Raw genomic sequence first — 23,001 nt, 5'->3', positions numbered from 1 at the left:
CACTCCCTGCTGGCAAACGCCCTCGCCGGAGCTTAGCTCACGTCTATTGTTCACTTATTGTTCACTTATTCGCGAGGGTATAAACCGTTTGCCCGCGCAACTTAAACGCATCGCTGATATACGAGAAGTTTTCGGAGTGTCCCGCAAATAGCAGACCATCCTGTTTCATCAGCGGTGCAAACCGCTTCAAAATCTTAGCTTGCGTCTCTTTGTCGAAATAAATCATGACATTACGACAAAATATTGCATCAAAAGGGCCTTTGATAGGCCACTGAGGGGCCAGCAAGTTCAGTGGCATAAACTCAACAAGTGCCGAGACTTCTGGGCGCACGCGGGCAAGCCCGATGTGATTGCCGGTACCTTTTTGAAAGAACCGCTTCACTCGCGCTTCGTCCAGTTTGCGCACTTGCTCCTGGGGATAAATCCCCTTACGTGCTTTCGCCAGTGCATCGGTATCAATGTCGGTAGCAATCACTTTGGCTTGGGAGGCTTTCGCGCCAAGTGTCTCTAGCAGCGTCATGGCAATCGAGTAGGGTTCCTCCCCCGTCGAGGCAGCTGAACACCAGATGGTTACCGGCTCCTGCTTATGCTTAACATGCTCTGCCAACAACGGGAAGTGATGCGACTCACGGAAGAAGGCGGTTAAGTTGGTGGTCAAAGCGTTGGTAAACGCCTCCCACTCTTTTGCGTCAGGCTGACGCTCCAACCGCGACAGGTAGTCAGTAAAGCGCGTCATGCCATGATGGCGCAGCCGCTTAGCTAAGCGGCTATAGACCATTTCGCGCTTATGCTCAGCTAATACAATACCAGCGCGCTGGTAAATCAGCTCTCGAATGCGCGCAAAATCAGCATCGGTCAGCACCAGATCTCGTTCGATCTGCCCACTAGACGTCCATTGGCCTGCGTCGCTACCCCGTTCGCGTTGGTCTGTCAAAACTCTTCCCACTCCTCTACAGAGGCCATTTGCCGTTTCTTAGTCGGCACAGGCGATGTGGCACTGCTGTTATGTGCAGACCCCGCTGGCAACACGTTTGCCTTTGGAGTTGCGGTCACAGGCGGCTGCAAGCCAGTGGCCGCTAGCGGGCTTTGGTTAAGTCGAAACGCTTCAACGGAAAGCGACAACAGTCCTGCTTGTTGCTCTAGGGCAACAGCTGCCCGTGCAGTTTCTTGAACGCGCAGAGCATTTTGCTGTGTTGCTTGATCCATTTCCGCAACGGCTTGGTTGACTTCCGTAATACCGCTGCTTTGTTCCGCAGAAGCCGCCGAGATGTCGCGCATAATATGACTAACGCTGCGTGCGGCTTCGGCAACCTCACTAATCGCTGCCTCAGCTTTTTCGACTAAGCCAGCGCCTACGCTCACTTCCTGGCTCGAATCGTCAATAAGTGTGCGAATTTCCTGCGCTGCTCCAGCACTACGCCCAGCAAGCTTACGCACCTCTTCGGCCACCACAGCGAAGCCACGACCATGCTCTCCCGCCCTGGCGGCTTCCACCGAGGCATTCAGAGCCAAGATATTGGTCTGAAACGCAATCGAATCGATGACGTTGATAATGTCGGTCATTTTCTGCGAGCTTTGTGTTATCCGCTGCATATTAGCGACCAGTTGTGTCATCAACTCCCCGGTTTGTGTAACCCTTGTTGCATTGTTATCGGCCAGTCGGCGCGCTTCTTGAGCATTATCGCTATTTTGCTTAACCGTGGTTGTCATCTCTTCCATACTGGAGGCCGTTTGCTGCAGCGAAGCTGCCTGCTGTTCAGTTCGCGTGGAGAGTGCTTCGTTGCCACTGGCAATGTCTTTAGCTGCAGGGGTGACTACGTCAATGCCACTTTTTACATCACTAATGATGTTGCTCAGGCTTTTACGCATGGTGTTGAGAGAGTCCATCAACTGACCAATTTCATCACGGCGTTTGGGCGGTACATGTGCCGCTAAATTGCCGCCTGCGATTTGCAACGTAAAACGTGACGCGTGCTTCAGTGGCGTAATAATAGAGCGCAGCGTTAGGACACTAATCAGTACCAGTAACAATAGTCCTGCACCTAATACACCAGCTTGTACGCTAAGCATGGCGGTTTGACCACGCTCGGCCTCTGCTGCCATTGCCTCCGCTGCTTCCTGCTTTTGAGCGATCAGTTGATTGACCATAGCGGATAGCTCCCGCCCCTCCTCGTTCATCACACTGATAACAGCATCCAGGCCGGTGAACGCTTGGTAAGTCTCTTCAGCCTGTAGCACGCTAGCCGCTTGGTTCATGCCTTCAGACAAAAAAGCTTGTAGCCGCTCGTTGAACGAAGTGGCCAACGGCGTCGTATTCACATCGCGACTGAAGTACGCCTGCCAGATATCAACGATTTGTGTAGCACTTCCCTCTATCGCTTCCCCCATCTCGAAACGCTGGTTAATCAGTTCCATGCGCTCAGGCTCAATCAGCGCCTGACGTGTTTGCGCAATCGTTTGATCAATTTGCTGAAGGCGAATAACATCCCTTAAGCCATCGTTATTTAGCTCACCCAATCGTTCGCCTGCCACATTAAGGCCATAAAGCCCCACGCCACCGCTCGCTACTAGCAGGGCCCCTGCCACGACCACCATGCCAACTAATTTGGCACGTATTGTGTCGAGACGAATGCGCTTAATGCGCTGTAACAAGCCCTTTTGGCGCACGCGCCCTTTATCCAAGTAGAGGCGCTTATTGCGCCCTTCTCGTATCTCTGCATAACGCTGTTCAGCCTGCGCAATCGCCTTGCGGGTCGCTTGCACCCGCACAGAGGTGTAACCAATTACTTGGTCGTTCTCTACAATCGGTGTGACGCTGGCGTCTACCCAGTAGTGGTCTCCATTCTTACAGCGATTTTTCACCAGCCCTCGCCATGTCTCCCCCGTCTGAACGGTTTTCCAGAGGTTCTCAAACGCAGGCGACGGCATATCTGGATGACGTACTAGGTTATGAGGCGCTCCTATCAGCTCTTCATGCTGATAGCCGCTAATCTCGATAAATGCTGGATTTGCGTAGGTTATGCGCCCTTTTAGATCAGTACGCGAAACGAGAAAATCGTCTTGTTTAAGCTCCACTTCCCGTTGAGTCACTGGCTGGTTATTACGCATCATGCTTCCTTATTGGTTATGTTTTAACGCGGTAATAGTTTGGTTCATTCCATGGCCAGAGCAGAGAGCGCCGAGTTAGAATTCTTCCCACTCTTCGGTCAGCGCTTGTGTTTTAGTGGCCGGTAGTCGCTGCGTTGGCGAGTGCGAAGGGGCGCTGATGACACGTTTTTGTGTGTCGGGCTGCCCACCACCTGCTACACGGAACCGTTCCACGGCTTCACGCAGGCGTGCTGCCTCGCTCTCTAGCTCATTGGCGCTACGCGCGGCTTGCTGTACCAGCTGAGCATTCTGCTGAACGACTTGATCCATTTGCGCAACCGCTTGGTTAACTTGGCCAATACCGTTGCTCTGCTCTTCCGAAGCGGAGGCAATCTCATCCATGATGTCGCTAACGCGCTGTACCGCCGCGACGAGATCCTGCATGGTTTGGCCCGCCTGGTTCACGCGATGTGTGCCAGCGTCTACTTTACCGAGCGACGCATCAATCAGCGTACGAATCTCTTTGGCAGCATTGGCACTGCGGCTGGCAAGGCTGCGAACTTCTTGTGCTACCACGGCAAAGCCCTTGCCATGCTCGCCCGCACGCGCCGCCTCTACAGAAGCGTTAAGCGCTAAGATATTGGTTTGGAAAGCGATATTGTCGATCAGGGTGATAATGTCAGCGACTTGATGAGAACTGGCGCTAATCTCCTGCATGATCTCAACAATGTTACTGACTTCTTCCCCACTGCGACGCGCCGTGAGCGTGGCATCACCTGCAAGCTGGCTCGCTTGGAGGGCATTATCGGCATTGTGACTTACAGTAGAAGCTAGCTGCTCCATGCTAGACGCCGTCTCTTCTAGCGATGAAGCCTGCTGTTCTGTGCGAGAGGAGAGGTCGTTGTTGCCGCTGGCAATGTGCTGGGAGCGCTCAAAAATCGTGGTGCCGCTACGCCTGACCACGCCAACAGTTTCCGACAAGGAACCTTGCATATGGGCCATCGCGCTATAGAGCTTGCCGATCTCATTGTTGCCAGGTGACTGGATCTGCTGATTGAGGTCACCCTGCGCCATGCGCTCAAAATAGCCGACCAGCCGATCCAGCGGGCGCAGTACGTTGGCACTGACGCCCCATACCACTACCACTACCGTTAAAACGGTCATGGCCACAACGCCGATCAATACCCAGCGGATGCGGGTGGCAAAGGAAGTAAAGGCCAACTGCTGGACTTGTGGGTCGCTGGCACTTTGTACAATGGCCGCCCCGTGATGCAGCGCATAAAGACCGATACCACAGGCAATGAGCACCAGCAGCGAGAAGGTGGCCAATACTAGCCCCCAACTCAGACGGACGGTCATATTACTCATCAGTTGACGTACTAGCTGTGTCACACGCATTTCTCCAAACACAACCGTACTAGCCAGCGCTATCCATCGCGCCAGAGTGGGTTGTTTTTTGGCTCAAGATGGGCACGCCTCCCTGTGCCCCGTGGCAGGTCGTTAGCGGTTACTGGTGCTATCTACCAGCGCCATCTCTTCGCTAGTCAGCAGCTTATCGATATCGACCAGCACCAGCATTCGGTCATCCAGGCTACCGAGGCCACTTAGGAAATCAGAGGAGAGCGTTACGCCAAACTCTGGCGCAGGCTTGATTTGATCCGGCGTCAAGGTCATTACGTCAGAAACGCCATCTACCACGATACCTACGATACGATCTGCCACGTTGACGACGATCACCACAGTTTGGCCACCGTACTCAACGTTATCCAGGTGAAACTTAATGCGCAGATCCACAATCGGCACGATCACGCCACGCAGGTTCGTTACTCCCTTAATGAAGTCGGGTGCATTCGCAATACGTGTGACGTTTTCGTAACCACGAATTTCCTGCACCTTTAAGATATCAATGGCGTACTCTTCATCACCTAAAGAGAACACTAGGAACTCGCGATTTTCCGCTTCTGCTGCGGCTAGCACCGCCTCATTAGTTGCTTGACTCATGACGGCTCAGCCTCCTTGTAATAAGAGAGATATGGTTGGTTAGCGGCTTTTCCTGCTTCTTTTTTGGCACGGCTTAAGCGATGCAAGCCTGTGATATCCAGAATTAACGCAACACTGCCATCCCCCAAGATGGTAGCGGCCGATACCCCGGGCACTTTGCGGTAATTATCTTCGAGGTTTTTAACCACGACCTGTTGCTGGCCAATCAATTCATCGACCAGCATGGCATAGCGACGCCCTTCGCCCTGAACGATGACAGCAATACTCTTGGTCGGGTCGGTAATGGCGTTTTCGACATCCAGCACTTCGTGAATGGCAATGACTGGGAGGTACTCATCGCGCACTTTGAGCACCACATCGTCCCCTGCCATGGCGTACATGTCTCCCTTGGCAGGCTGTAGCGACTCCAGCACGGTAGACAGGGGCAGAATAAAGGTTTCGTTGCCGACTTTGATCGACATACCGTCCAGAATGGCCAGCGTTAGCGGCAGTACGATCCGCGTATTGGTGCCTTCGCCTTTTTTCGACTGGATCTCAACCCGGCCGCCCATGCCTTGAATATTCCGTTTGACAACATCCATGCCCACGCCACGTCCAGAGACATCGGTAACCTCTTTAGCAGTCGAGAAACCGGGGGCAAAAATCAGCTGAAAAACATCTTCATCCGACATGGTATCGGAGACGTTAAGACCATTCTCGCGGGCTTTCGCTAGCAGGCGTTCACGATCCATTCCGGCGCCGTCATCACGCACTTCAATCAAAATATTGCCACCTTGATGCCGGGCAGACAGAACTAACTTACCCGTACGCGGCTTGCCCAGGGCTTCACGCTCGTCGGGCATTTCAACACCGTGGTCCAGACTATTACGCACCAAGTGCGTTAGCGGGTCGGTGATACGCTCGACCAAGCTTTTATCAAGCTCTGTGGATTTACCTTCGGTGATCAGTTCAATCTCTTTGCCTAGTTTGCCAGCGGTATCACGCACTACACGCGGAAAACGGCTAAATACGAACTCCATGGGGATCATGCGAATCGACATGACCGCTTCCTGAAGATCGCGGGCATTACGCTGCAATAGGCTCATGCCATTCTGTAGCGAACTGTTGCCGACCGACTGGTCACCAAGATCACTCACTGTTTGGTCCAGCATCGACTGAGTGATGATCAGCTCGCCCACCAAGTTAATAATCTGGTCGACCTTATCCACGGACACCCGAATAGAGGAGGACTCTGCTGCTGCCTTTTTCGGAGCCGCTTTACCTGGTTTACTGCTAGCAGGCGACTTGCTGGCGTGTGCTTTTTCGGCCACTGGCGCGGCTGGCTTCTCTTCTGACGCAGAGGGCTCAGCCGGTGTGCTGGGTACAGGTGTTGCGGGCTCTGCTGCCGAAGCAGCCTCCTCCACAGCTACCGTGGTGATTTCAATTTGTTCTGGCTCAATAATGAAGCACATTACGGCTTCAATATCATCGGCGCTGACGCCCCCTTTTAGGGTGACCTCATAGCGCTTTTCATCCCCCGACTGGGATTGAATATCGCCTAGCTGCTCTAACTCTTCTACCAGCAGCCCACGATCTTTATCGCCCACATTGAGAAGCACCACTTTGAGGGTGTGCTCGCTGGAGCTAGCGGCTGCCGATGCTTCTTTGTCGTCCTCTGCAGGCGCTGATTTTTGAGGGGCCGGTGCCTCCGCAGGGGCATCAAGTGTTTTGCCAATCTCTTCGAGGGCAATTTGCTGCAGCGTTTGGCAGATACGCTCATACGCTTCTTGATTGGGTTCTTCCTCGTTGCGATAGGCATCGAGTTGCTCGTGCATGATGTCTTTGGCCTCTAAAAAGGTATCCACGAGGTCAGCACGCAGGGTGAGTTCCCCTTTGCGCGCGTGATCCAGCAGGTTTTCGAAAATATGCGTGGTTTTTTGTAGCACGCTAAAACCGAAGGTTCCTGCGCCACCTTTGATAGAGTGGGCTGCGCGGAAGATAGCGTTCAACTGCTCGCTATCCGGATCATCGACATCCAGTTCCAATAAGTGCTGCTCCATATCAGCGAGCAGCTCTTCAGCCTCTTCAAAAAAGGTGTCAAAAAAATCCGCTATATCCATGCACCGCTCCACGTGAACGTCATATTTTTTGTGACAAGCCGCGCTTACTGGTCGTCGTTGGCTTGTGGGGTGTTTTGTGGCACTAGCTCTTTCGGCACCTCTTCCTCAGAAAACTGAGCATCAGGCGCTAGAACACCAGGGTTACGAATGGCTTCGGCAATTTCAGGTAACAACACAACCAACTCAATACGCCGATTGATCGGATCGGTTGGCGCAGTGTCAGCCAACAACACACGATCAGCAAAGCCCGATACGCGCAACAATTGATCTGGATCAAGCCCGCCGGCAACAAGCTCTCGGCGCGAGGCGTTCGCTCGATCATTTGAGAGCTCCCAGTTGCTGTAGCCACGATATCCTCCAGCATACGGCACACTATCAGTATGCCCACTAATACTTAAATCGTTAGGCAACTCATTGAGAAGAGGAGCTATGGTGCGTAGCAAACTACGCATATAGGGAGCGACCTGATCACTACCAAGCTCAAACATGGGTCGCTGTTCGGTATCCAAGAGTTGGATCCGTAACCCTTCACGGGTTAGATCAAAACGCATTTGGTTGCGCAGCTCACGCAGCTCCGGGTCACGCTCAATCACACGTTCAATGCGCTCCTGCAAATCATTAAAGAAGCGCCGCTCTTGAGCACTAGGGCGTGTATGCTGCATTACATCAATACGAGCGCGTTCACCATCACTATGAGTAGGATCAGGGCCACCACCAGGAATCACGCTGGTACTACCTGACATGTCGCCGCCTGTAATTGCAGTAACCAGGGGCGTACTGAAATACTCCGCCACACCTCGGCGGGTCTCTTCGCTGGAGACACTCAAAATCCACATCACTAGGAATAGCGCCATCAACGCGGTCATAAAATCCGCTAGGGCAATCTTCCAAGCTCCCCCGTGGTGAGCATGGACGACTTTTTTACGCCGAATAATGATCGGACGCTTATCCCCACCCTTACTCATGCACTACCGCCTTTTTTGGCGTCACGAACGTACTCTTCAAGCTCAGTGAAACTGGGACGCTCTGCGGTATGCAGTGCCTTGCGACCAAACTCAACAGCTAATTGAGGCGCATAACCGTGCAAGCTTGCTAGTAAGGTGACGCGGATACACTGCAACATTTTTTCTGCTTCTTTTGCTTGTCGCTCGGCGTAGCTGGCCACTGGACTTATAAACCCGTACCCCAACAAAATGCCTAAAAAGGTACCTACTAGCGCTAGCGCAATCATTTCACCCATCTGAGCGGGTGTGGCATCAGCGTAGGTCAAAGCCTTAATTACCCCCATAACAGCAGCAACGATACCGAATGCAGGCATCGCATCCCCCACTTTAGAGATCGCATCAACTGGAATATGAGCTTCCTGTTCGAATGCCTCGATTTCATGCAGCATAAGCTCATCAATTTCCATTGGCTCCATGCCGCCACTGACCATGAGGCGCAAATAGTCAGTTAAGAAATCCATGATGTGTGGGTCCGCCAGCACGGTTGGGTGCTCTTGAAATAAAGGACTCTCTTGAGGGTTATCGATATCGCGCTCAATCCCTAGCATACCCTCACGGCGCACCTTGGAAAGAATCTTGTACTGCAATGCCATTAGCTCCATGTACAGCGCTTTATTATATTTTTTGGTTCGCTTGAGCTTGGGCAGTATCTTAAAAGTAGCTTTAATGGCTTTACCATTATTGGCAGCAATAAAAGCACCGACCCCTGCGCCGCCAATCATGAGCAACTCCGTGGGCTGATACAGCGGCCCCAAGCTACCACCTGCTAACACATACCCGCCAAATACAGATAGCAGTACGACGACATAACCTAAGGGAATCAGCACAAGCAGTGTCCTTGCGATATCAGTTTTTTATCGACGAAGCCACACCCATTTCTTCACCAAGAAGGCATGAGCAGCTCCACCCCAAGTGCAACTTAGCAATATCATACTAAGGCGCATGCAATGTTTAATGAGAAATTACCAGCGTCTTTTACCGCTATCTAAACGTTAAAGAGGTCGTGTATTCGTTCTATACCCTGCTGCTAGTAGCGTGACAATTTTATACGTTCAACGCTGTGCTTTACGGGTTTTCCCTGCACGCGAAGGCGGCTGACAAATACCACACACATAATCATGTGTCGGACTATGAGCATGGGCAACAAAGCGACCTTCACATCTTGTACAAGTCGTTAGCTGCAACAAATCACTTTCAAAAAAGCGCACCAACGTCCAAGCACGAGTAAGCCCCAGCACCGGCTCCACGCCTTCCAGTGAAATCTGCTCCTCGTACAAACGATAAGCTTTAACAAACGCGTCTATACGCTCGCAGTCAGCCCCCTTCAATAAACCTGTATAAATATTGTAAAAAAACGAGGAGTGCACATTGGGCAACCACGTAACAAACCAGTCTGCTGAAAATGGCAACATCCCTTTCGGTGGAGACATGCCACGCACTTCCTTGTAGAGCTTAATCAACCGGGTACGGCTAAGCTCTGTTTCTGTCTCCAGCACCTGTAGCCGTGCACCCAACTCAATCAGCTCAATGGCCAACTGCACTTGGTGCATTTCATCAACCAAGCTCTTCTGGCTCACTCCGACTCTCCCGACGACAAAGACTCCAAGGGCTCACAAGCCGAAAGCAGTGATGCATGTAACCCAGATAACCCTTGATCTCTGGGGTTTTCTAAAATTTCGCGCAAACGTCGCCCACTCGAATGGCTAAATCGGCAGACTAACTGGTTGCTGCGCGCCAGCTTAGTGAGTTGCCAGGCATTCAGTGATACCAATAAATCGGCAAGTTCACTGTCTATTTTCAGGCGAAACATAGCTGCTTCGCGATCCTCGCTCAGCAAACGCTGCGCAAGAAGCAAGTACGCTAAGTTAATTTCTTGAATTTCATCGAGAAAGCTTGTTTGACTCATAGTGTCCCATCGAATGACACAGGCGCGACATTGTGACCGTTATACTGGCGCCATTGATGACTTTTTTCTTTACCCAGCACCATGGTTGCATACGACGCCTGTATTGGCTACTTGAGCGTTTCACGATGACTTATCCCATTCTCAGATAGCTCAAACACCCAAACAAGCAGCTCAGCGACCACTTGATATAGGCTCGCCGGGATCTCGGCATCCAAATCTAACTGCATGAGCAGCGCCACAAGCTCTGGTGCATCGTGAACATAAATACCCTGGCGTTGGGCTTCGGCCATAATTCGCTCAGCCAGCTCACCATACCCTTTGGCTACTACACGTGGAGCCTGCTCCCCTTCTTGATACGCAAGTGCAACCGCTTGCCGTCGCCGATCACCCGATGTCATCATGATGGCGCTCCAATGTTACATACCTAGCCTTGATCTGAACTTTATGAAAATCAAGGGCGTTTAAACGCTGCTCCAATGAGCTAACCCCTTCCTCAAGACGCTGGTGCGTGCCAGCATTATCAGTGGTCAAATCAATACTCAGCGTCTTTTGATGAAGCCATAGTGCAACGCTGAAGCTACCTAAGTTAGGCACATCAAGCTGCATTTCGGAGCGCCAGCTCTCCTCCGCACCCTCCTCTTCCGATGAACCTCCTTGCCCCCCTTCACGCCCAGGCAGGTTGATCACTAACGCCATAAAAATCCCAGCCCACACATCACCTTCCCAGCGGAGCGTTGGCATCACCAACATCTCCAACTGCTGACGCACCAACCCCTGTAAGCTCTCATGAACGACCTCTCGTGAGCCACGGCTAAGCGCTTCCGGCTCGCTGGCAGTCGGCAATGTCAACGAGGCTGGATTAATCTCTCGACGCTCCGCAGCAGCTGGCGTCGGCGAAGTCGAGGCCGGGAGCATGACAACAGGGCGCTCTAAGAGCAGTTTATTATCGCCATTCATAGGCACTAGGGGCGTATTAGGCAAAATACCGGGGGTGGCGCTTGAGCGTAAAGCGGCTATTGAGGGGGTTGTGGCTAATACCGCAGAAGCAAAATTTGGTAAAAAAGGAGCAGCCGGGCGAGGCCCAGGTTGCATTTGTGGTTCACGCAGTAGTTGCTGGAGTGGAGTTTCACCTTGAAACCAACGCTTCAGGTGGGACTCATAAAATAATCCACTATCGCGGATGCTTGCTTCTAAACGACTTGCCAGCACTTGCGCCGATGGTGCGTCTTGAGCCGACATCAGCGGGGCCTGGGGCTTCATTACCGCTGGAGGTGCCGGGAAACGCAGTAATACATCCGCAATCGTGCGAGCAGCAGGGCTGAAGTGTGTCTGTGTTGAGGTGGGTGCGCCATCACCAGTGGGAGGACTTCCAGGCTGAGACTGACGCGCCCCCTCAGACGCACCTGGCAACCGCTTTAGGTCACCAAGCAGGGGAGCAAGCGGACGGCCATCCAACCCTGCATCGCCTTGCAAGGCACGTGGCCCCTCCCCCGGTAAAACTGGCTGTACTGGCGCATTTAATACACGCTGAGAGGACACCTCTCCCTGGCGCCCAAGCACTTGATGTAAGAGGGTATCAATAAGCGGCGTAATGCCACTCACGATGCCCCCTTATTCTGAGAAGCATCGACATCAAAGGCGCTATAAGCTCCCTGCTGGGGAGCATAAGCTCGGTGCAGGTCCCGCTGGCGCTGGGTGACGCCAATCAGCCTGCCAAGCTCATCGCGTCGTGCCACCAGGCGGCGACGAATCTCCACATCATGCTCTAAGATATGTTCTATTAACTCTGTTTTACGCTGCTTACCTGCAGCGTCAAGCATGACGTGTGCATCCAGCTCACGGAGCTCTTCTACGAGCATCACATAATTACTGCGTTGCTCGATCAACTCGGCCCACTGTTCAGCATCTGCAAGCTCATGCATGTCATTCACACGCACCAACAGCTTTTCGTATGCATCGAGCAGCGTTTGCTGAGAAATATCACGAACTGCTTCGGGAGCTGCCATGCCTGCCTCACGCACTCTGCTGTTGACCGATTTCACGCCATGCTGAGGCGATATCCTCAAGTAACCGCTCAGCTTGGTTGAGGCTCTCTTCGTCGTTTCGCAAGTTAGCTGTTAATAGCAAGCGGGCGATATAATCGTAAAGTGAGGCGAGCCTCTCTGCAATGACACCCCCTTGCTCTTGATCAAGGGCGGCCGCTAAACCGTTATTAACAATATCCAACGCTTTGGAAATTGACTTGCCTTTTTCAGCTCGGTTGCCAGCTTGCATGTGGATTCGCGCTGCGCGGATTGCCGCCTGAGCGCCATCAAATAGCATCACGATCAGTTGGTGAGGATCAGCTGACATGACACCACTTTCAACACCGACACGGGCATAAGCATTAGCGCCTCGTCCGTTAGCGGCGCCACCGCGAGTGTAGGTCATTAGTGGGCACTCCTTTATAGGGTGTAACAACAGCTAGGGCAAAAAGCCAGTCGTGCTGTTCATCATTCAAGGTTGAGCATATATGCTCAGCTATTAAATATATCGGCGAAGCCACAGCAGACTTTAATGCCTGATTACTTTTTAATTTAGCTGCTTGCCTGAATTCGGCGTCCTATGTAGAAACCGCCACTTCTCTGACAGGCTTGCCTAGTCGCTCAAAAACATCGCCACGCAAAACACTCCCTAAATTATCGCGCATTGGCGGCTCAGCTGCTTGGGCCAGCACCACCTCTGCTGGCGCCCCACTATCATCAAGGCGCAAAATCCAGGCAAGCTGATCACTAGAGAAAAGCGCTAACGACCCCACCGGCAGGACCTTGAAATGTTCGACATAACGCCTCATCCAATGGCGATCAAACTGATGCGGATGAGCCAGCAAGTGGCGGTAAATTTGCTGCGCCGTGCGGGCCGGGCGATCTGGGCGATCTCGCCGCATCGCCTCAACAACGTCAACCACTGCACTGGCTTTCGCCAACTCGTTAATATCATCCCCGGTGATTCCTGCCGGATAGCCACTACCATCAAGCCGCTCGTTGATCCCCCCAATGACCGCTTGCGCCACCGTAGCAGACAGCCATTGGCAGGTATGTAGCCGAGCCATCAAGAGGGAAACATGCTCACTTAATGCCTGCCGATGTGTCGCTTCAAAATTGGGCGCTTTGAACACGACCTGAGGAATAAGCGCCTTACCCAAATCATGCACCAGCCCGCTGGCAACGATCGCCTTGCGCACATCCCGCGGCATATTGGCTCCTACTAAATCCAGCAAATGGACTGCAACAGCAATCCCGTGCCTTACCAGCAGCGGCTCTAAAGACAAACAGCGGGAGGCAAACAGCAGCCCCTCTCGATCTTCTTCATGCAGCATCAGTAAGCGGTCCGCATTACGAGAGAGCTGCCTTGAATCAATATCACTGCCTTGCTGAAGCATGAGCAACTGTGCATCAAGATAAGCAGCTACCTTCACCAAACGCCTTGCCATCGGTGTGGCATAGCGGCGTATATCGCGCCGTCCTATGTGCTCAGTATCTGGAGTGCGTTTGCCCGGCTGCTCAAACAGAGGCGATGGCTGCCGCTCCTCCTGCACCTCCTTTTTATAGCGCGCCGCTTCACGCTCAATCTCGCAGACAAAATACCAAATCTGCCGCTCCTGCTCGGAAGTGCACCCTGCAAAGCGAAAGCCAACGCGTAGCATGTGCCGCTCGGGATCAGTTTTCTGATGGCGGGCAACGCCATTCACTTCAAAGTAAGTGCCGCTTGGAAAGGTAAACGCAAGTTTGAGCGAGTATTGCGTTTCAGCCAAAATACCGCTTGCTGTTAGTGGCAACTCAAGCTGGCACCCATCCTGGGAGAGGTCACGGAGCTCCCCCTGGGCACTCTCACCACTCTCACCAACAACCAGTGCAGACACCACCATTCCCATGCGCAATTCAGCACGATATGACTCGCGTCGTTGCAGCACTTCGACCGAACTTGGGTAATTACTACAACAAAGAAAACGACCACCAGAACGACGGGTCTCCGTCAAAGATAACAGCGGTGTCCGCACCACTTTTCCCTGTGACTGACCCCGCAAAAAAAATTGCTCTCCCTGCTGTAAACGACTTAGCAGGTAGTCAACCGATGACAGATCCATTACCAGCGTTTCGCCAGCGTGCTGCTCCATCAAGACCACTGGCTCTGGACGCGCATCAGGAGTGGCCAAGCAGAGAGTCACCCCACCGTTCTCTATCATAGTATTCAGAAGAGAGCTGATTACCGATGGACTAGTGACGCTCTCGTACTCATCTTGTTGGACTGCCATGCGTGCCTCGCTTTCCCAGACGCGTTATACGTTAACGCTCACCACAAAGCAGCAGAGCATAACAGAAGCCTTTATCGAGCCGCATGTCCGCCATAGGACTCATAACACTTTTCTTTTCATCTATAGTAAAAGGGTAAAGTTTGTGACAACCGCGCCGATAGATTGAAAAAGAGGCTCATCACCAGACGGTAAACGGCCTCAATGCCTTTACTCGGTTACGTTGCCTAGCCCCCCGGCGGGCTTATTTAATAGAGGAACGTTGTACATGAGCCCACTATCCATTGACTCAGCCACACCAGCAATAACAGCCGCTTTATCGCAGGAACGCTCTACGCGCCCCGCTATCGATCCCCTACCTCCAGTCACCCCAAGCGGCGATGAAGCAGCAGCAGATGGCAATAAGGCCACAAAAGAAGCGCTTGTTGAACCGATACAGCGCATTAACGATGTCATGCGTCCCCGTGGGTTGGAATTTGATATTAGCGAACAATCGGCTCGCATCATTACAAGGGTCATTGATCGAGAAACGGGTGACGTCATACGTCAAATACCAGCAGAAGAAGTGCTGCTACTGGCCGAGCGGCTAGAAGAACTGCAAGGAAAACTGATCTCTCTTAAAGCATAGAAACCAAGCGAACGCTGCGGGCGCCTTGAAAAGCGATAACGTACCAGCCTAAGCGTTCGCCTTCCCACTACCCACCCAGCTAGCCGCATAACTACTTTACGCCCCCTATACCTGCATATTCATCACATCACGATAGGCAGTTACTAGGCGGTTGCGCACTTGCATGCCCATTTGAAAGGCCACACTGGCTTTTTGCATATCTACCATCACATCGTTTAACTCAATGTTTGGCTCGCCTGCCTGAAACGCCATCGCCTTGGTACTAGCCGCTTGCTGCAACCGATTAATTCGCTGTATAGAGGACTGCAGCTCACTTCCAAAGCCACCTTGACCAACAGCGGTTGCCACATGCTCCCCTTTAATAGGCTGAGCCGCTTGTGCCGCTAGCCCCTGCATCTGTTGCAGCGCAGACTGTATAGAAGGTGAACTCATACTCAGGCCTCATTTTTGCGGAAAATCAATTAGTACAAAAAGCCTACCATTGGTAGGAGTAGCGTCATACGTACAAATGAGTATAAAAAGCCAAGCTTTTCGTTCATTTATGGTCGACACACCCCCGGATAATGGCGTTCATCACAATTCCGCTTCATTTTTTTAGCGGATAACCGCGATTGACGGATATAGCCTATGCCTTCTTTGGTGATGCGCCTGGGCCGACACCCGTTTTGCCTGCCCTTCTGGAGGGACGCATGAGCGAAACTGGTGCTACGGCAGGCCGTCAAAACAGCACGACACCAAACGCCTCTCGCAGTGGAGCGGCGGAAAACGAATCCAGCAACCCCTCTGCCTTGGCGCGCACCATGAAACAGCTGCGCGGCAATCCGTTAGTGGTTGTATTGATTGCGGCAGCGGCCTCTATCGCCGTTGTGGCTGCTTTATTTATGTGGGCTAGCAGCCCCGAGTACCGTGTGCTTTACAGCAACCTGAGCGAAGCGGATGGTGGACGAATTATTTCGGAGCTTGATAGCCGCGGCGTACCCTATCAGTTTAGCCAGGGGGGCCAGGCACTGCTGGTGCCCGGCGAGCAGGTGCATACCCTCAGGCTCCAGTTAGCCGAGCAAGGCTTGCCCCGCGGCGGCAACCTTGGCCTAGAGCTTATGGAAACCCAAGCTTTTGGGATTAGCCAATTTGCTGAGCAGGTGAACTTTCAGCGTGGCCTGGAAGGCGAGCTTTCACGCTCTATCGAATCACTAGGCCCCGTCGAAAGTGTGCGCGTGCACCTATCGATGGCAAAGCCGTCCGTCTTTATCCGTGACCGCGAACCTGCCAAGGCCTCTGTGGTGTTGAATCTCTTGCCAGGTCGCGTCCTTGGCGAGGGGCAAGTTAGCGCCATTGTGCACATGGTATCCAGCAGTGTGCCTGAGCTTGCTGCTGAAGATGTGACGGTGGTTGATCAGAACGGCCGCCTACTCACTGCCAATAGCGCCCAGGGTAATGACCTGGATGGTACGCAGTTAGCATACATCAGCGAAGTGGAGCGCTCCTATCAGCAGCGTATTGAGAACATTCTTTCGCCCATTGTTGGCCGCAACAATGTTCGCGCCCAGGTAGCGGCACAGATCGATTTTTCACGCCGCGAGCAAACCTCCGAGCGTTACAGCCCAAACCAAGCGCCTAACGAATCAGCAGTCCGCAGCCGTCAGCTTAGCCTCTCTTACGATGGCGAAGATCCATTGGCCACCGGCATTCCTGGGGCGTTAAGCAATACTCCTCCCGGGGTAGCTCCCTCCCCCATCAACCAGCTAGACCCGGAAGAGGGTGATGTTGCGGACGATGCAGGTACCGAACCAGGCGCTTTGCGCAACCTGCGCCAAGAAGATGTCGTTAATTACGAAGTAGATCGTAGTATTGAGCATATTCAGCACCGCCTTGGCCAGATACAACGCCTCTCAGCGGCTGTTGTTGTTAACTTTCGCGACGTCACTAATGAAGAAGGCGAGGTTGAACAAGTCGCGCTCAGCGATGAAGAGATCACCCAAATTGAGCGTTTGGTGCAACAAGCAATGGGGTTTTCGGATCTGCGCGGCGATCAAGTGGAAGTGGTTAACACCCCCTTCGCTGGCGATGATGATACCCGCGTCGAACCGGTCTGGTGGCAACATCCCGACAACCTAGCGATAGCTGCCAATTTGGGGCGCTACTTACTAGTTGCGCTAGCCGCATTGCTACTCTACCTGCTGATTTTGCGCCCATTAATCAAGCGCTACACCCAGCCGCCCGTAATGGCCGCTGCTGTGCCTGGAAGCACGTTGAGCACCCGTGTTGGTAGCGACGAAGATGACCAGGAAAGCGAGGGTGAAGGCGAGGGCGATGATGAGGCCACCTATAGCAACAAGCCCAAGCGTCGTCGCAAAACGTCGCTTTACGAACACAATCTTAACGACCTGCGAGAAATGGCCCAAGAAGACCCCCGTATGGTCGCGATGATTATTCGCAGCTGGATGAACGCTAATGACTAGCATTGCTGAAATGGGTGGCGCGCGTAAAAGCGCCATTCTTCTGCTGGCCCTGGACGAAGACAGCGCCGCTGAGGTTTTTAAGTTCCTTAGCGCCAGCGAAGTGCAAGAGATCAGTATGGAAATGACACGGCTTCAGCAAGTCTCCCATGATGATATGAAAGCCGTGCTAGAAGCCTTCCATCAAGAAACCGAAGAGTTCGTGGCGCTTAACCTTAACTCTAGTGAGCATATTCGTTCAGTACTGACTAAGGCGCTGGGCAGTGAACGAGCTACTAGCCTAATTGAGGATATTCTCGAAACCACGGGCGAGAATTCAGGTATTGATGCACTCAACCTGATGGAAGCCTCCATGGTGTCGGAGCTGATTCGCGACGAGCATCCGCAGATCATCGCCACCATCCTAGTTCACCTGGATCGCCATCAGGCTGCTGATATTCTCGAGCTCTTCGAAGAGAAACTGCGTAACGACGTGGTGCTTCGGATCGCCACCTTTAGCGGCGTGCAACCAGCCGCGCTTCAGGAGCTTACCGAAGTGCTTACCAGCATGTTGGATGGCCAAAACCTCAAGCGCAGCAAAATGGGCGGCGTAAGAACCGCAGCAGAGATCCTCAATTTGATGAACTCTGCTCAGGAAGAGGTGGCCATCGAAACCGTCCGCTCGCACAGCGAAGACCTTGCCCAGAAGATCATCGACGAGATGTTCCTATTCGAGAACCTACTCGACCTGGACAACCGCGCGATTCAGATGGTACTTCAGGAAGTGGAGACCAACTCGTTGGTGGTGGCGCTCAAAGGCGCTCAAGATGCCCTGGTGGACAAATTCCTACGCAACATGTCGCAGCGCGCTGCCGACTTGGTTCGCGAAGACATGGAGGCCCGCGGCCCTATCCGCATCTCGCAAGTGGAAACCGAGCAGAAAGCGATTCTACAAATTGTGCGGCGCTTAGCGGATTCCGGAGAGATCGTCCTGGCGGGCGGAGACGACGAGTATGTCTAATACTCATTCGCCCGAATTTGATCGCCACGGCGAGTGGCGACGCTGGCAAATGGATGAGCTGGTAACGCCTGCTAGTGATAAATCTCCACAAAATGCCTCAGGCCCCACGGCTCACCAGCGCAAAGTGGAAGCTGCCCAACGCGCCGCCGCAGAAGCAAGGGCACGCGAGGAAAAACAGCGGCAAGAGGTTTATGAGCAACTTCGCCAAGCAGCCGAAGAAGAAGGCTATCAAGCGGGCCTGAAACGCGGGCACGAAGAGGGCCTTACTAAAGGCCTGAGCGAGGGACGCGACCAAGCAGCCGAAGAGCTTAAAGAGCAAATTCGTCAAACGGTCGCACCGCTAGGATCATTGGCAAAGCAGTTTTCAGATGCCCTTGAGCGTCTTGATGACACAATCGCCCATGATCTTGCTGAACTTGCCCTGGCAACAGGCAAACAGCTAGCAGGAGACGCGCTAACTGAGCATCCTGAGCATATTTTGTCCATCGTTCGCGAGCTGCTGCATACCGAGCCACCGTTAGTCGGCAAACAGCGTTTATGGCTTAACCCAAACGACCACGACTTGGTTGAAGAGCATCTTGGTGGCGAGCTAGAGGCTGCTGGCTGGGTACTGCAACCCGACGATCAGTTGGCCCGTGGCGGCTGTCGCGTTACCAGTGCCCAAGGCGAACTGGACGCGACGTTTGAGAGCCGCTGGCAAAATATTAATGCACAACTGCGCAAACGACATAGCAACAACGCGACGCCGTCCGAGTAACGCGATGAATCACTCCACTTGCCCTCACCAACACCGCTGGCGTAAGACACTGCAGCGCACCAGCCAGCGTGTGAGCCGACTCCCCCACTACCGAACCAGTGGGCGGGTTGTGCGCGCGACAGGCATGGTGATTGAGGTGGTTGGCTTACGAGTGGCGGTAGGTAGCGCTTGCCACATTGAACTGCCAGGAGCAGATGGCCGGCTAAACGATAGCCACAAGCATGCAGAAGCTGAAGTCGTCGGCTTTTCCGGTGAAAAGCTGTTCTTAATGCCGCTAGAAGAAATCTCTGGCCTGATGCCAGGAGCACGGGTTACCCCTCTTGTTGATGGCAATGGCCACAGTGCCCGGCGCTTCCCAATAGGCGACGAGCTTTTAGGCCGCGTACTGGATGGTAATGGTAACCCGCTAGATGATCGTGAGGGTGTTGAGGATGCCCAGCGCACCACCTTGCAATCCAGGCCACTTAACCCGCTGTCCCGGGCGCCCATTGATGCTCAAATCGATGTCGGCATTCGTGCTATTAATGCCCTACTAAGCGTTGGCCGAGGCCAGCGCATGGGCCTATTTGCCGGCTCAGGCGTCGGTAAGTCAGTACTGTTAGGCATGATGGCACGCTATACCCAGGCCGATGTGATCGTCGTTGGCTTGATTGGTGAGCGTGGCCGTGAAGTACAGGACTTTATTGACAATATCTTGGGGCCAGAAGGGCGCCGACGCGCTGTTGTTGTCGCCGCGCCTGCAGATACCTCGCCGCTGCAACGCTTGCAAGGGGCCGCTTATGCCACACGTATCGCCGAAGGGTTTCGGGACTCTGGCCGCAACGTGCTGCTGATAATGGACTCCCTAACACGCTATGCCATGGCACAGCGAGAGATCGCGTTAGCTATTGGCGAACCCCCTGCCACTAAAGGGTATCCGCCCTCCGTCTTTGCCAAGCTACCCGGCTTGGTAGAGCGGGCGGGCAATGCTGAGCGAGGCGGTGGCTCCATTACCGCGTTCTACACCGTACTAACTGAAGGCGATGACCAGCAGGACCCGATCGCTGACTCCGCCAGGGCCATTTTGGATGGTCATATCGTCCTGTCGCGGACGCTGGCAGAAGCCGGGCACTATCCTGCTATTGATATAGAAGCCTCTATCAGCCGTGCAATGACCGCCATCGTGACGCAGGAGCAGCAGCAAAAAGCGCGTACCTTTAAACAGATTTTTTCACGCTATCAGCGTAACCGCGACCTGATCAGCGTAGGGGCCTACAGCCCAGGTCATGACCCGCGGCTGGATGAAGCGGTGAATCGCTTCCCAGCCTTAGAGCGGTTTCTTCAACAGAACATTGATGAGTGTGCAACGGTTGAGGAGTCCTACCAAGCCCTGCACACGGTAGTGGGAGGCTAAATGAGTCATAACCAGCTTGATATGCTGACGGACCTGGCCCGTGATGCTCGTGACCAAGCAGGAAAACTGCTGGCCCAAGAGCGTCAAACCCAACAGCAAACGGAAGCCCAGCTGCAGTCACTCAACCGCTACCGAGTAGAGTATGCGGAGCGTTTGCAGCACGCCATGCGTGACGGCATTGACCCCGCTACCATGTATAATTATCAGCAGTTCTTAGCCTCGTTGGATGCCGCCCTTGTGCGTGCTAGGCAAGCACTGACTGCACAGCAAAAACGCGTACAACAGAGCCAGCAGCATTGGCAACAAGAGCAGCGCAAGCTCTCTTCTTACGATACACTGGCCTCACGTAGGCTATTAGAAGAGCATCGCCGCCAAGCGCGTTACGAGCAAAAAGCAACCGATGACTTTGTCACTAGTCGTGTAGCTCGCCAACAGTCTGATAAACCACTTTAGCGCCGGGTCAGGAAGCCTATCCATGAATATTCAACTGTTACTTTCTGCGAACCCCAGCCAGGGCAGTGGCACATCAGCCTCACAAGCGACGGAGGCTCAAGGCTTTCCCACTGGGCTATTCCGCCAAGCCATGCTGCAGGCGACAGACCCCCAACGCCCAATGGGCGCACTTTCTAACGCTCCATCCACCGGTGGAGAACAGGCGCTGCGTGATTTTACCTCGCTCCTAGAATCGCTGGGTATTGAGCTCAATCAAGAGGAGATTGCAGAGCTTTTTGCTCAGCTACAAACGGCTGAACAAGGCACCCCAGAACCGCTAATAGCATTAGCTGCGGCGGCTACCGACAACACGTTGGACATGCCATCACCTGCTCTACAGGAAATTTCCAGTCGGCTGACATTAGTCGCTGCCTTTACTGATGACACAGGCCTACCGTCCCCCACTACTATCCAAACAACGTCTGTCGCCGCTATCGCCGAACAGTTAGCGATTGGCAAAAAAGACGCGATAGCTCTCATCAATGCTTACCAACAGCTATCGGGTAGCACAGGGTCTAATGGGTCTGCTCAGCGCCCTGAAACGCTCAGCCAGCAAATAGCAGCGCTTTCATTGGGTAATTTTGCTAATACAGATACGAGCACTCAGCAGACAACCTCAAATACGCTTGCCGCACCAACCATGCAAACAATGGCCACCAGTGTGCACGTCAGCAGTGAAGCCATGGCTAGCGCTCTGGCCTCTGGAGAAGCAGCAGCGCGCATTAGCGGCAGTAACGAGCTAGCATTTAACCTGCCCGCACCACAGCCTATTGCTGCAGCAACGGGAGCCTCACTGCCCTCCTCTATCGCCACCCCTGTCTCTCACCCCGCCTGGCCGTCACAGCTAGGTCAACAGCTCGTTCAGCTTATCCAGCGAGGGGGGGAGCAGCATGTTCAAATGAAACTACATCCTGCTGAGCTTGGGCCACTTTCTATCTCGTTAAAAATGACAGAACACGGCGCACAAGCTCAATTTTTATCCGCTCACGCTCAGGTTCGGCAAGTGATTGAACAAGCGATTCCTCAACTGCGTGAAGCACTGGCGGAACAAGGAATTTCACTAAGTGACACATCAGTGGGTGAGCAAGGCTTTTCTAATCAACAGGAAGCGTTTGCTCAGCACAGCACAGGCTCAAGCGCTGGTGGTGAAAGCGGGGTCACTAGCGTTGAGGGTGAAACCGGGACGCCTGTACCTGTGGGTTCCTCCATCGCACTCGATGGGCGTGTGGACCTTTATGCTTAAAGCATAGCCACGCTATAAGTATGGTTTAATTGTGAGCACCGTGTTAACTAGCTAAACCAAAAGATAGGCTCTCCAAGAGAGCCTGTTCGTTTCTTCATTATCACCCGCGTTAGGCATAATGCTTGGCTAGCGTCATGTGCGAACATCATGGGAACAACGATGGCAGAATCAAGCGGCGGATCTAAAAAACTGCTCTGGGTAATGATCATTCTCGTACTGCTTTCCTCTGCAGGGGCAGCAGCGGCTATTTATCTAGTGCTGGATCAGCGCAACAGCAGCGACAGTGGCGAAGCTCAACAGCAAACGGTCGAGCTTACCCCCCCTGTGTTTACACGCATTGAGCCACTCACTGTTAATTTAGCTGATGACCGCTATGGTTCACGCCTGCTCTATACGGGTATTACGCTGCGAGTGGGTAACGAACAGAGTAAAACAATTATCGAAGAGCATATGCCGCAAGTGCGCAGCCGCTTACTAATTCTGTTATCGGGCAAACAAGCCAACGAACTCACCTCGACAGAGGGGAAAGAGGAGCTGGCTCAGGCAATTATTAGTCGTTTGAACGTACCCCTCACCGAAAATCAGCCCCCCCTAGATCTAAGGGAAGTGCTGTTTACCGAATTTATTGTGCAATAACCTCGGGA

Annotated in this window: 23 protein-coding genes; 8 read left to right on the top strand and 15 right to left on the bottom strand. The window is 53.2% G+C overall.

Annotated features, from left to right (window positions below):
• Nucleotides 1–61 precede the first annotated feature (61 nt).
• The 14 genes from AC13CN_RS06805 to AC13CN_RS06740 all read right to left on the bottom strand — a co-directional run bounded on the left by AC13CN_RS06805 (nucleotide 62) and on the right by AC13CN_RS06740 (nucleotide 14,391).
• The gene (locus AC13CN_RS06805) at nucleotides 62–934 is read right to left on the bottom strand and encodes a CheR family methyltransferase (RefSeq protein WP_054641152.1); all 873 of its coding nucleotides are present in this window, start codon (nucleotides 932–934) and stop codon (nucleotides 62–64) included.
• Complete coding sequence (locus tag AC13CN_RS06800; RefSeq protein ID WP_074211200.1) at nucleotides 931–3,108, bottom strand: methyl-accepting chemotaxis protein; 2,178 nt, start codon at nucleotides 3,106–3,108, stop codon at nucleotides 931–933. The genes AC13CN_RS06805 and AC13CN_RS06800 overlap by 4 nt, the downstream gene beginning before the upstream one ends.
• 75 nt (nucleotides 3,109–3,183) lie before the next feature.
• Nucleotides 3,184–4,485 carry a methyl-accepting chemotaxis protein gene (locus AC13CN_RS06795; protein WP_253557223.1) on the bottom strand — a complete coding sequence of 434 codons (1,302 nt, stop codon included), beginning with the start codon at nucleotides 4,483–4,485 and terminating at the stop codon, nucleotides 3,184–3,186.
• Nucleotides 4,486–4,587: 102 nt separating this feature from the next.
• Nucleotides 4,588–5,088, bottom strand: coding sequence for a chemotaxis protein CheW (cheW, locus tag AC13CN_RS06790; protein WP_062360450.1), 501 nt, complete (start codon nucleotides 5,086–5,088; stop codon nucleotides 4,588–4,590).
• Nucleotides 5,085–7,187, bottom strand: a complete 2,103-nt coding sequence (cheA, locus tag AC13CN_RS06785) for a chemotaxis protein CheA (RefSeq protein ID WP_228219025.1) — start codon at nucleotides 7,185–7,187, stop codon at nucleotides 5,085–5,087. Before cheA ends, cheW begins: the two co-directional genes overlap by 4 nt.
• 44 nt (nucleotides 7,188–7,231) lie before the next feature.
• Nucleotides 7,232–8,152 carry a flagellar motor protein MotB gene (gene motB, locus AC13CN_RS06780; RefSeq protein ID WP_044629563.1) on the bottom strand — a complete coding sequence of 307 codons (921 nt, stop codon included), beginning with the start codon at nucleotides 8,150–8,152 and terminating at the stop codon, nucleotides 7,232–7,234.
• Entirely contained in the window at nucleotides 8,149–9,018 is an 870-nt protein-coding gene (gene motA, locus AC13CN_RS06775; RefSeq protein WP_062360448.1) for a flagellar motor stator protein MotA, read from the bottom strand. Before motA ends, motB begins: the two co-directional genes overlap by 4 nt.
• Before the next feature lie 225 nt (nucleotides 9,019–9,243).
• Entirely contained in the window at nucleotides 9,244–9,768 is a 525-nt protein-coding gene (flhC, locus tag AC13CN_RS06770; RefSeq protein ID WP_083026267.1) for a flagellar transcriptional regulator FlhC, read from the bottom strand.
• Nucleotides 9,765–10,097 (bottom strand): flagellar transcriptional regulator FlhD, encoded by a 333-nt coding sequence (gene flhD / locus AC13CN_RS06765; protein ID WP_044629566.1) that lies wholly within the window; start codon nucleotides 10,095–10,097, stop codon nucleotides 9,765–9,767. The genes flhC and flhD overlap by 4 nt, the downstream gene beginning before the upstream one ends.
• A 107-nt stretch (nucleotides 10,098–10,204) precedes the next feature.
• Nucleotides 10,205–10,498 carry an EscU/YscU/HrcU family type III secretion system export apparatus switch protein gene (locus AC13CN_RS06760; protein WP_044629567.1) on the bottom strand — a complete coding sequence of 98 codons (294 nt, stop codon included), beginning with the start codon at nucleotides 10,496–10,498 and terminating at the stop codon, nucleotides 10,205–10,207.
• Entirely contained in the window at nucleotides 10,482–11,699 is a 1,218-nt protein-coding gene (gene fliK / locus AC13CN_RS06755) for a flagellar hook-length control protein FliK (RefSeq protein ID WP_044629568.1), read from the bottom strand. Before fliK ends, AC13CN_RS06760 begins: the two co-directional genes overlap by 17 nt.
• Nucleotides 11,696–12,103 carry a flagellar protein FliT gene (gene fliT, locus AC13CN_RS06750; RefSeq protein WP_044629569.1) on the bottom strand — a complete coding sequence of 136 codons (408 nt, stop codon included), beginning with the start codon at nucleotides 12,101–12,103 and terminating at the stop codon, nucleotides 11,696–11,698. Before fliT ends, fliK begins: the two co-directional genes overlap by 4 nt.
• Nucleotides 12,104–12,110: 7 nt before the next feature.
• Entirely contained in the window at nucleotides 12,111–12,527 is a 417-nt protein-coding gene (gene fliS, locus AC13CN_RS06745) for a flagellar export chaperone FliS (RefSeq protein WP_058577008.1), read from the bottom strand.
• A gap of 172 nt (nucleotides 12,528–12,699) precedes the next feature.
• Nucleotides 12,700–14,391 (bottom strand): HD domain-containing phosphohydrolase, encoded by a 1,692-nt coding sequence (locus AC13CN_RS06740; protein WP_172415810.1) that lies wholly within the window; start codon nucleotides 14,389–14,391, stop codon nucleotides 12,700–12,702.
• A 265-nt stretch (nucleotides 14,392–14,656) separates the two neighbouring features.
• On the opposite strand from AC13CN_RS06740, the gene AC13CN_RS06735 reads away from it, so the two are divergent.
• The gene (locus tag AC13CN_RS06735) at nucleotides 14,657–15,016 is read left to right on the top strand and encodes a flagellar protein FlaG (protein WP_052509943.1); all 360 of its coding nucleotides are present in this window, start codon (nucleotides 14,657–14,659) and stop codon (nucleotides 15,014–15,016) included.
• A 105-nt stretch (nucleotides 15,017–15,121) separates the two neighbouring features.
• On the opposite strand, the gene fliE is transcribed toward AC13CN_RS06735, so the two are convergent.
• On the bottom strand, nucleotides 15,122–15,448 hold the full coding sequence (gene fliE / locus AC13CN_RS06730; protein ID WP_044629573.1) for a flagellar hook-basal body complex protein FliE: 327 nt from the start codon (nucleotides 15,446–15,448) through the stop codon (nucleotides 15,122–15,124).
• Between the two features lie 257 nt (nucleotides 15,449–15,705).
• Between fliE and fliF the strand changes: the two genes are divergently transcribed.
• The 7 genes from fliF to fliL all read left to right on the top strand — a co-directional run bounded on the left by fliF (nucleotide 15,706) and on the right by fliL (nucleotide 22,993).
• The gene (fliF, locus tag AC13CN_RS06725) at nucleotides 15,706–17,475 is read left to right on the top strand and encodes a flagellar basal-body MS-ring/collar protein FliF (protein ID WP_058577006.1); all 1,770 of its coding nucleotides are present in this window, start codon (nucleotides 15,706–15,708) and stop codon (nucleotides 17,473–17,475) included.
• Nucleotides 17,468–18,472 carry a flagellar motor switch protein FliG gene (gene fliG / locus AC13CN_RS06720; RefSeq protein ID WP_044629575.1) on the top strand — a complete coding sequence of 335 codons (1,005 nt, stop codon included), beginning with the start codon at nucleotides 17,468–17,470 and terminating at the stop codon, nucleotides 18,470–18,472. Before fliF ends, fliG begins: the two co-directional genes overlap by 8 nt.
• Nucleotides 18,465–19,229 (top strand): flagellar assembly protein FliH, encoded by a 765-nt coding sequence (locus tag AC13CN_RS06715; protein WP_044629576.1) that lies wholly within the window; start codon nucleotides 18,465–18,467, stop codon nucleotides 19,227–19,229. The genes fliG and AC13CN_RS06715 overlap by 8 nt, the downstream gene beginning before the upstream one ends.
• Nucleotides 19,230–19,233: 4 nt before the next feature.
• Complete coding sequence (fliI, locus tag AC13CN_RS06710; RefSeq protein ID WP_044629577.1) at nucleotides 19,234–20,622, top strand: flagellar protein export ATPase FliI; 1,389 nt, start codon at nucleotides 19,234–19,236, stop codon at nucleotides 20,620–20,622.
• Nucleotides 20,623–21,075: a flagellar export protein FliJ gene (gene fliJ, locus AC13CN_RS06705; protein WP_044629578.1), complete on the top strand. Its 453-nt coding sequence runs from the start codon at nucleotides 20,623–20,625 to the stop codon at nucleotides 21,073–21,075. It abuts the gene before it with no gap.
• Nucleotides 21,076–21,097: 22 nt separating this feature from the next.
• Nucleotides 21,098–22,357: a flagellar hook-length control protein FliK gene (locus AC13CN_RS06700; protein ID WP_483053101.1), complete on the top strand. Its 1,260-nt coding sequence runs from the start codon at nucleotides 21,098–21,100 to the stop codon at nucleotides 22,355–22,357.
• 159 nt (nucleotides 22,358–22,516) lie between these two features.
• A complete protein-coding gene (gene fliL / locus AC13CN_RS06695) occupies nucleotides 22,517–22,993 on the top strand; it encodes a flagellar basal body-associated protein FliL (RefSeq protein ID WP_044629579.1) in 477 nt (158 codons plus the stop codon).
• The last annotated feature ends 8 nt before the right edge of the window (nucleotides 22,994–23,001 follow it).

The sequence above is a fragment of the Vreelandella sp. L-25 genome (assembly GCF_056857535.1).
Note: the sequence above shows the minus strand (reverse complement) of the source record. Positions and strands in the feature narration are given on the sequence as shown.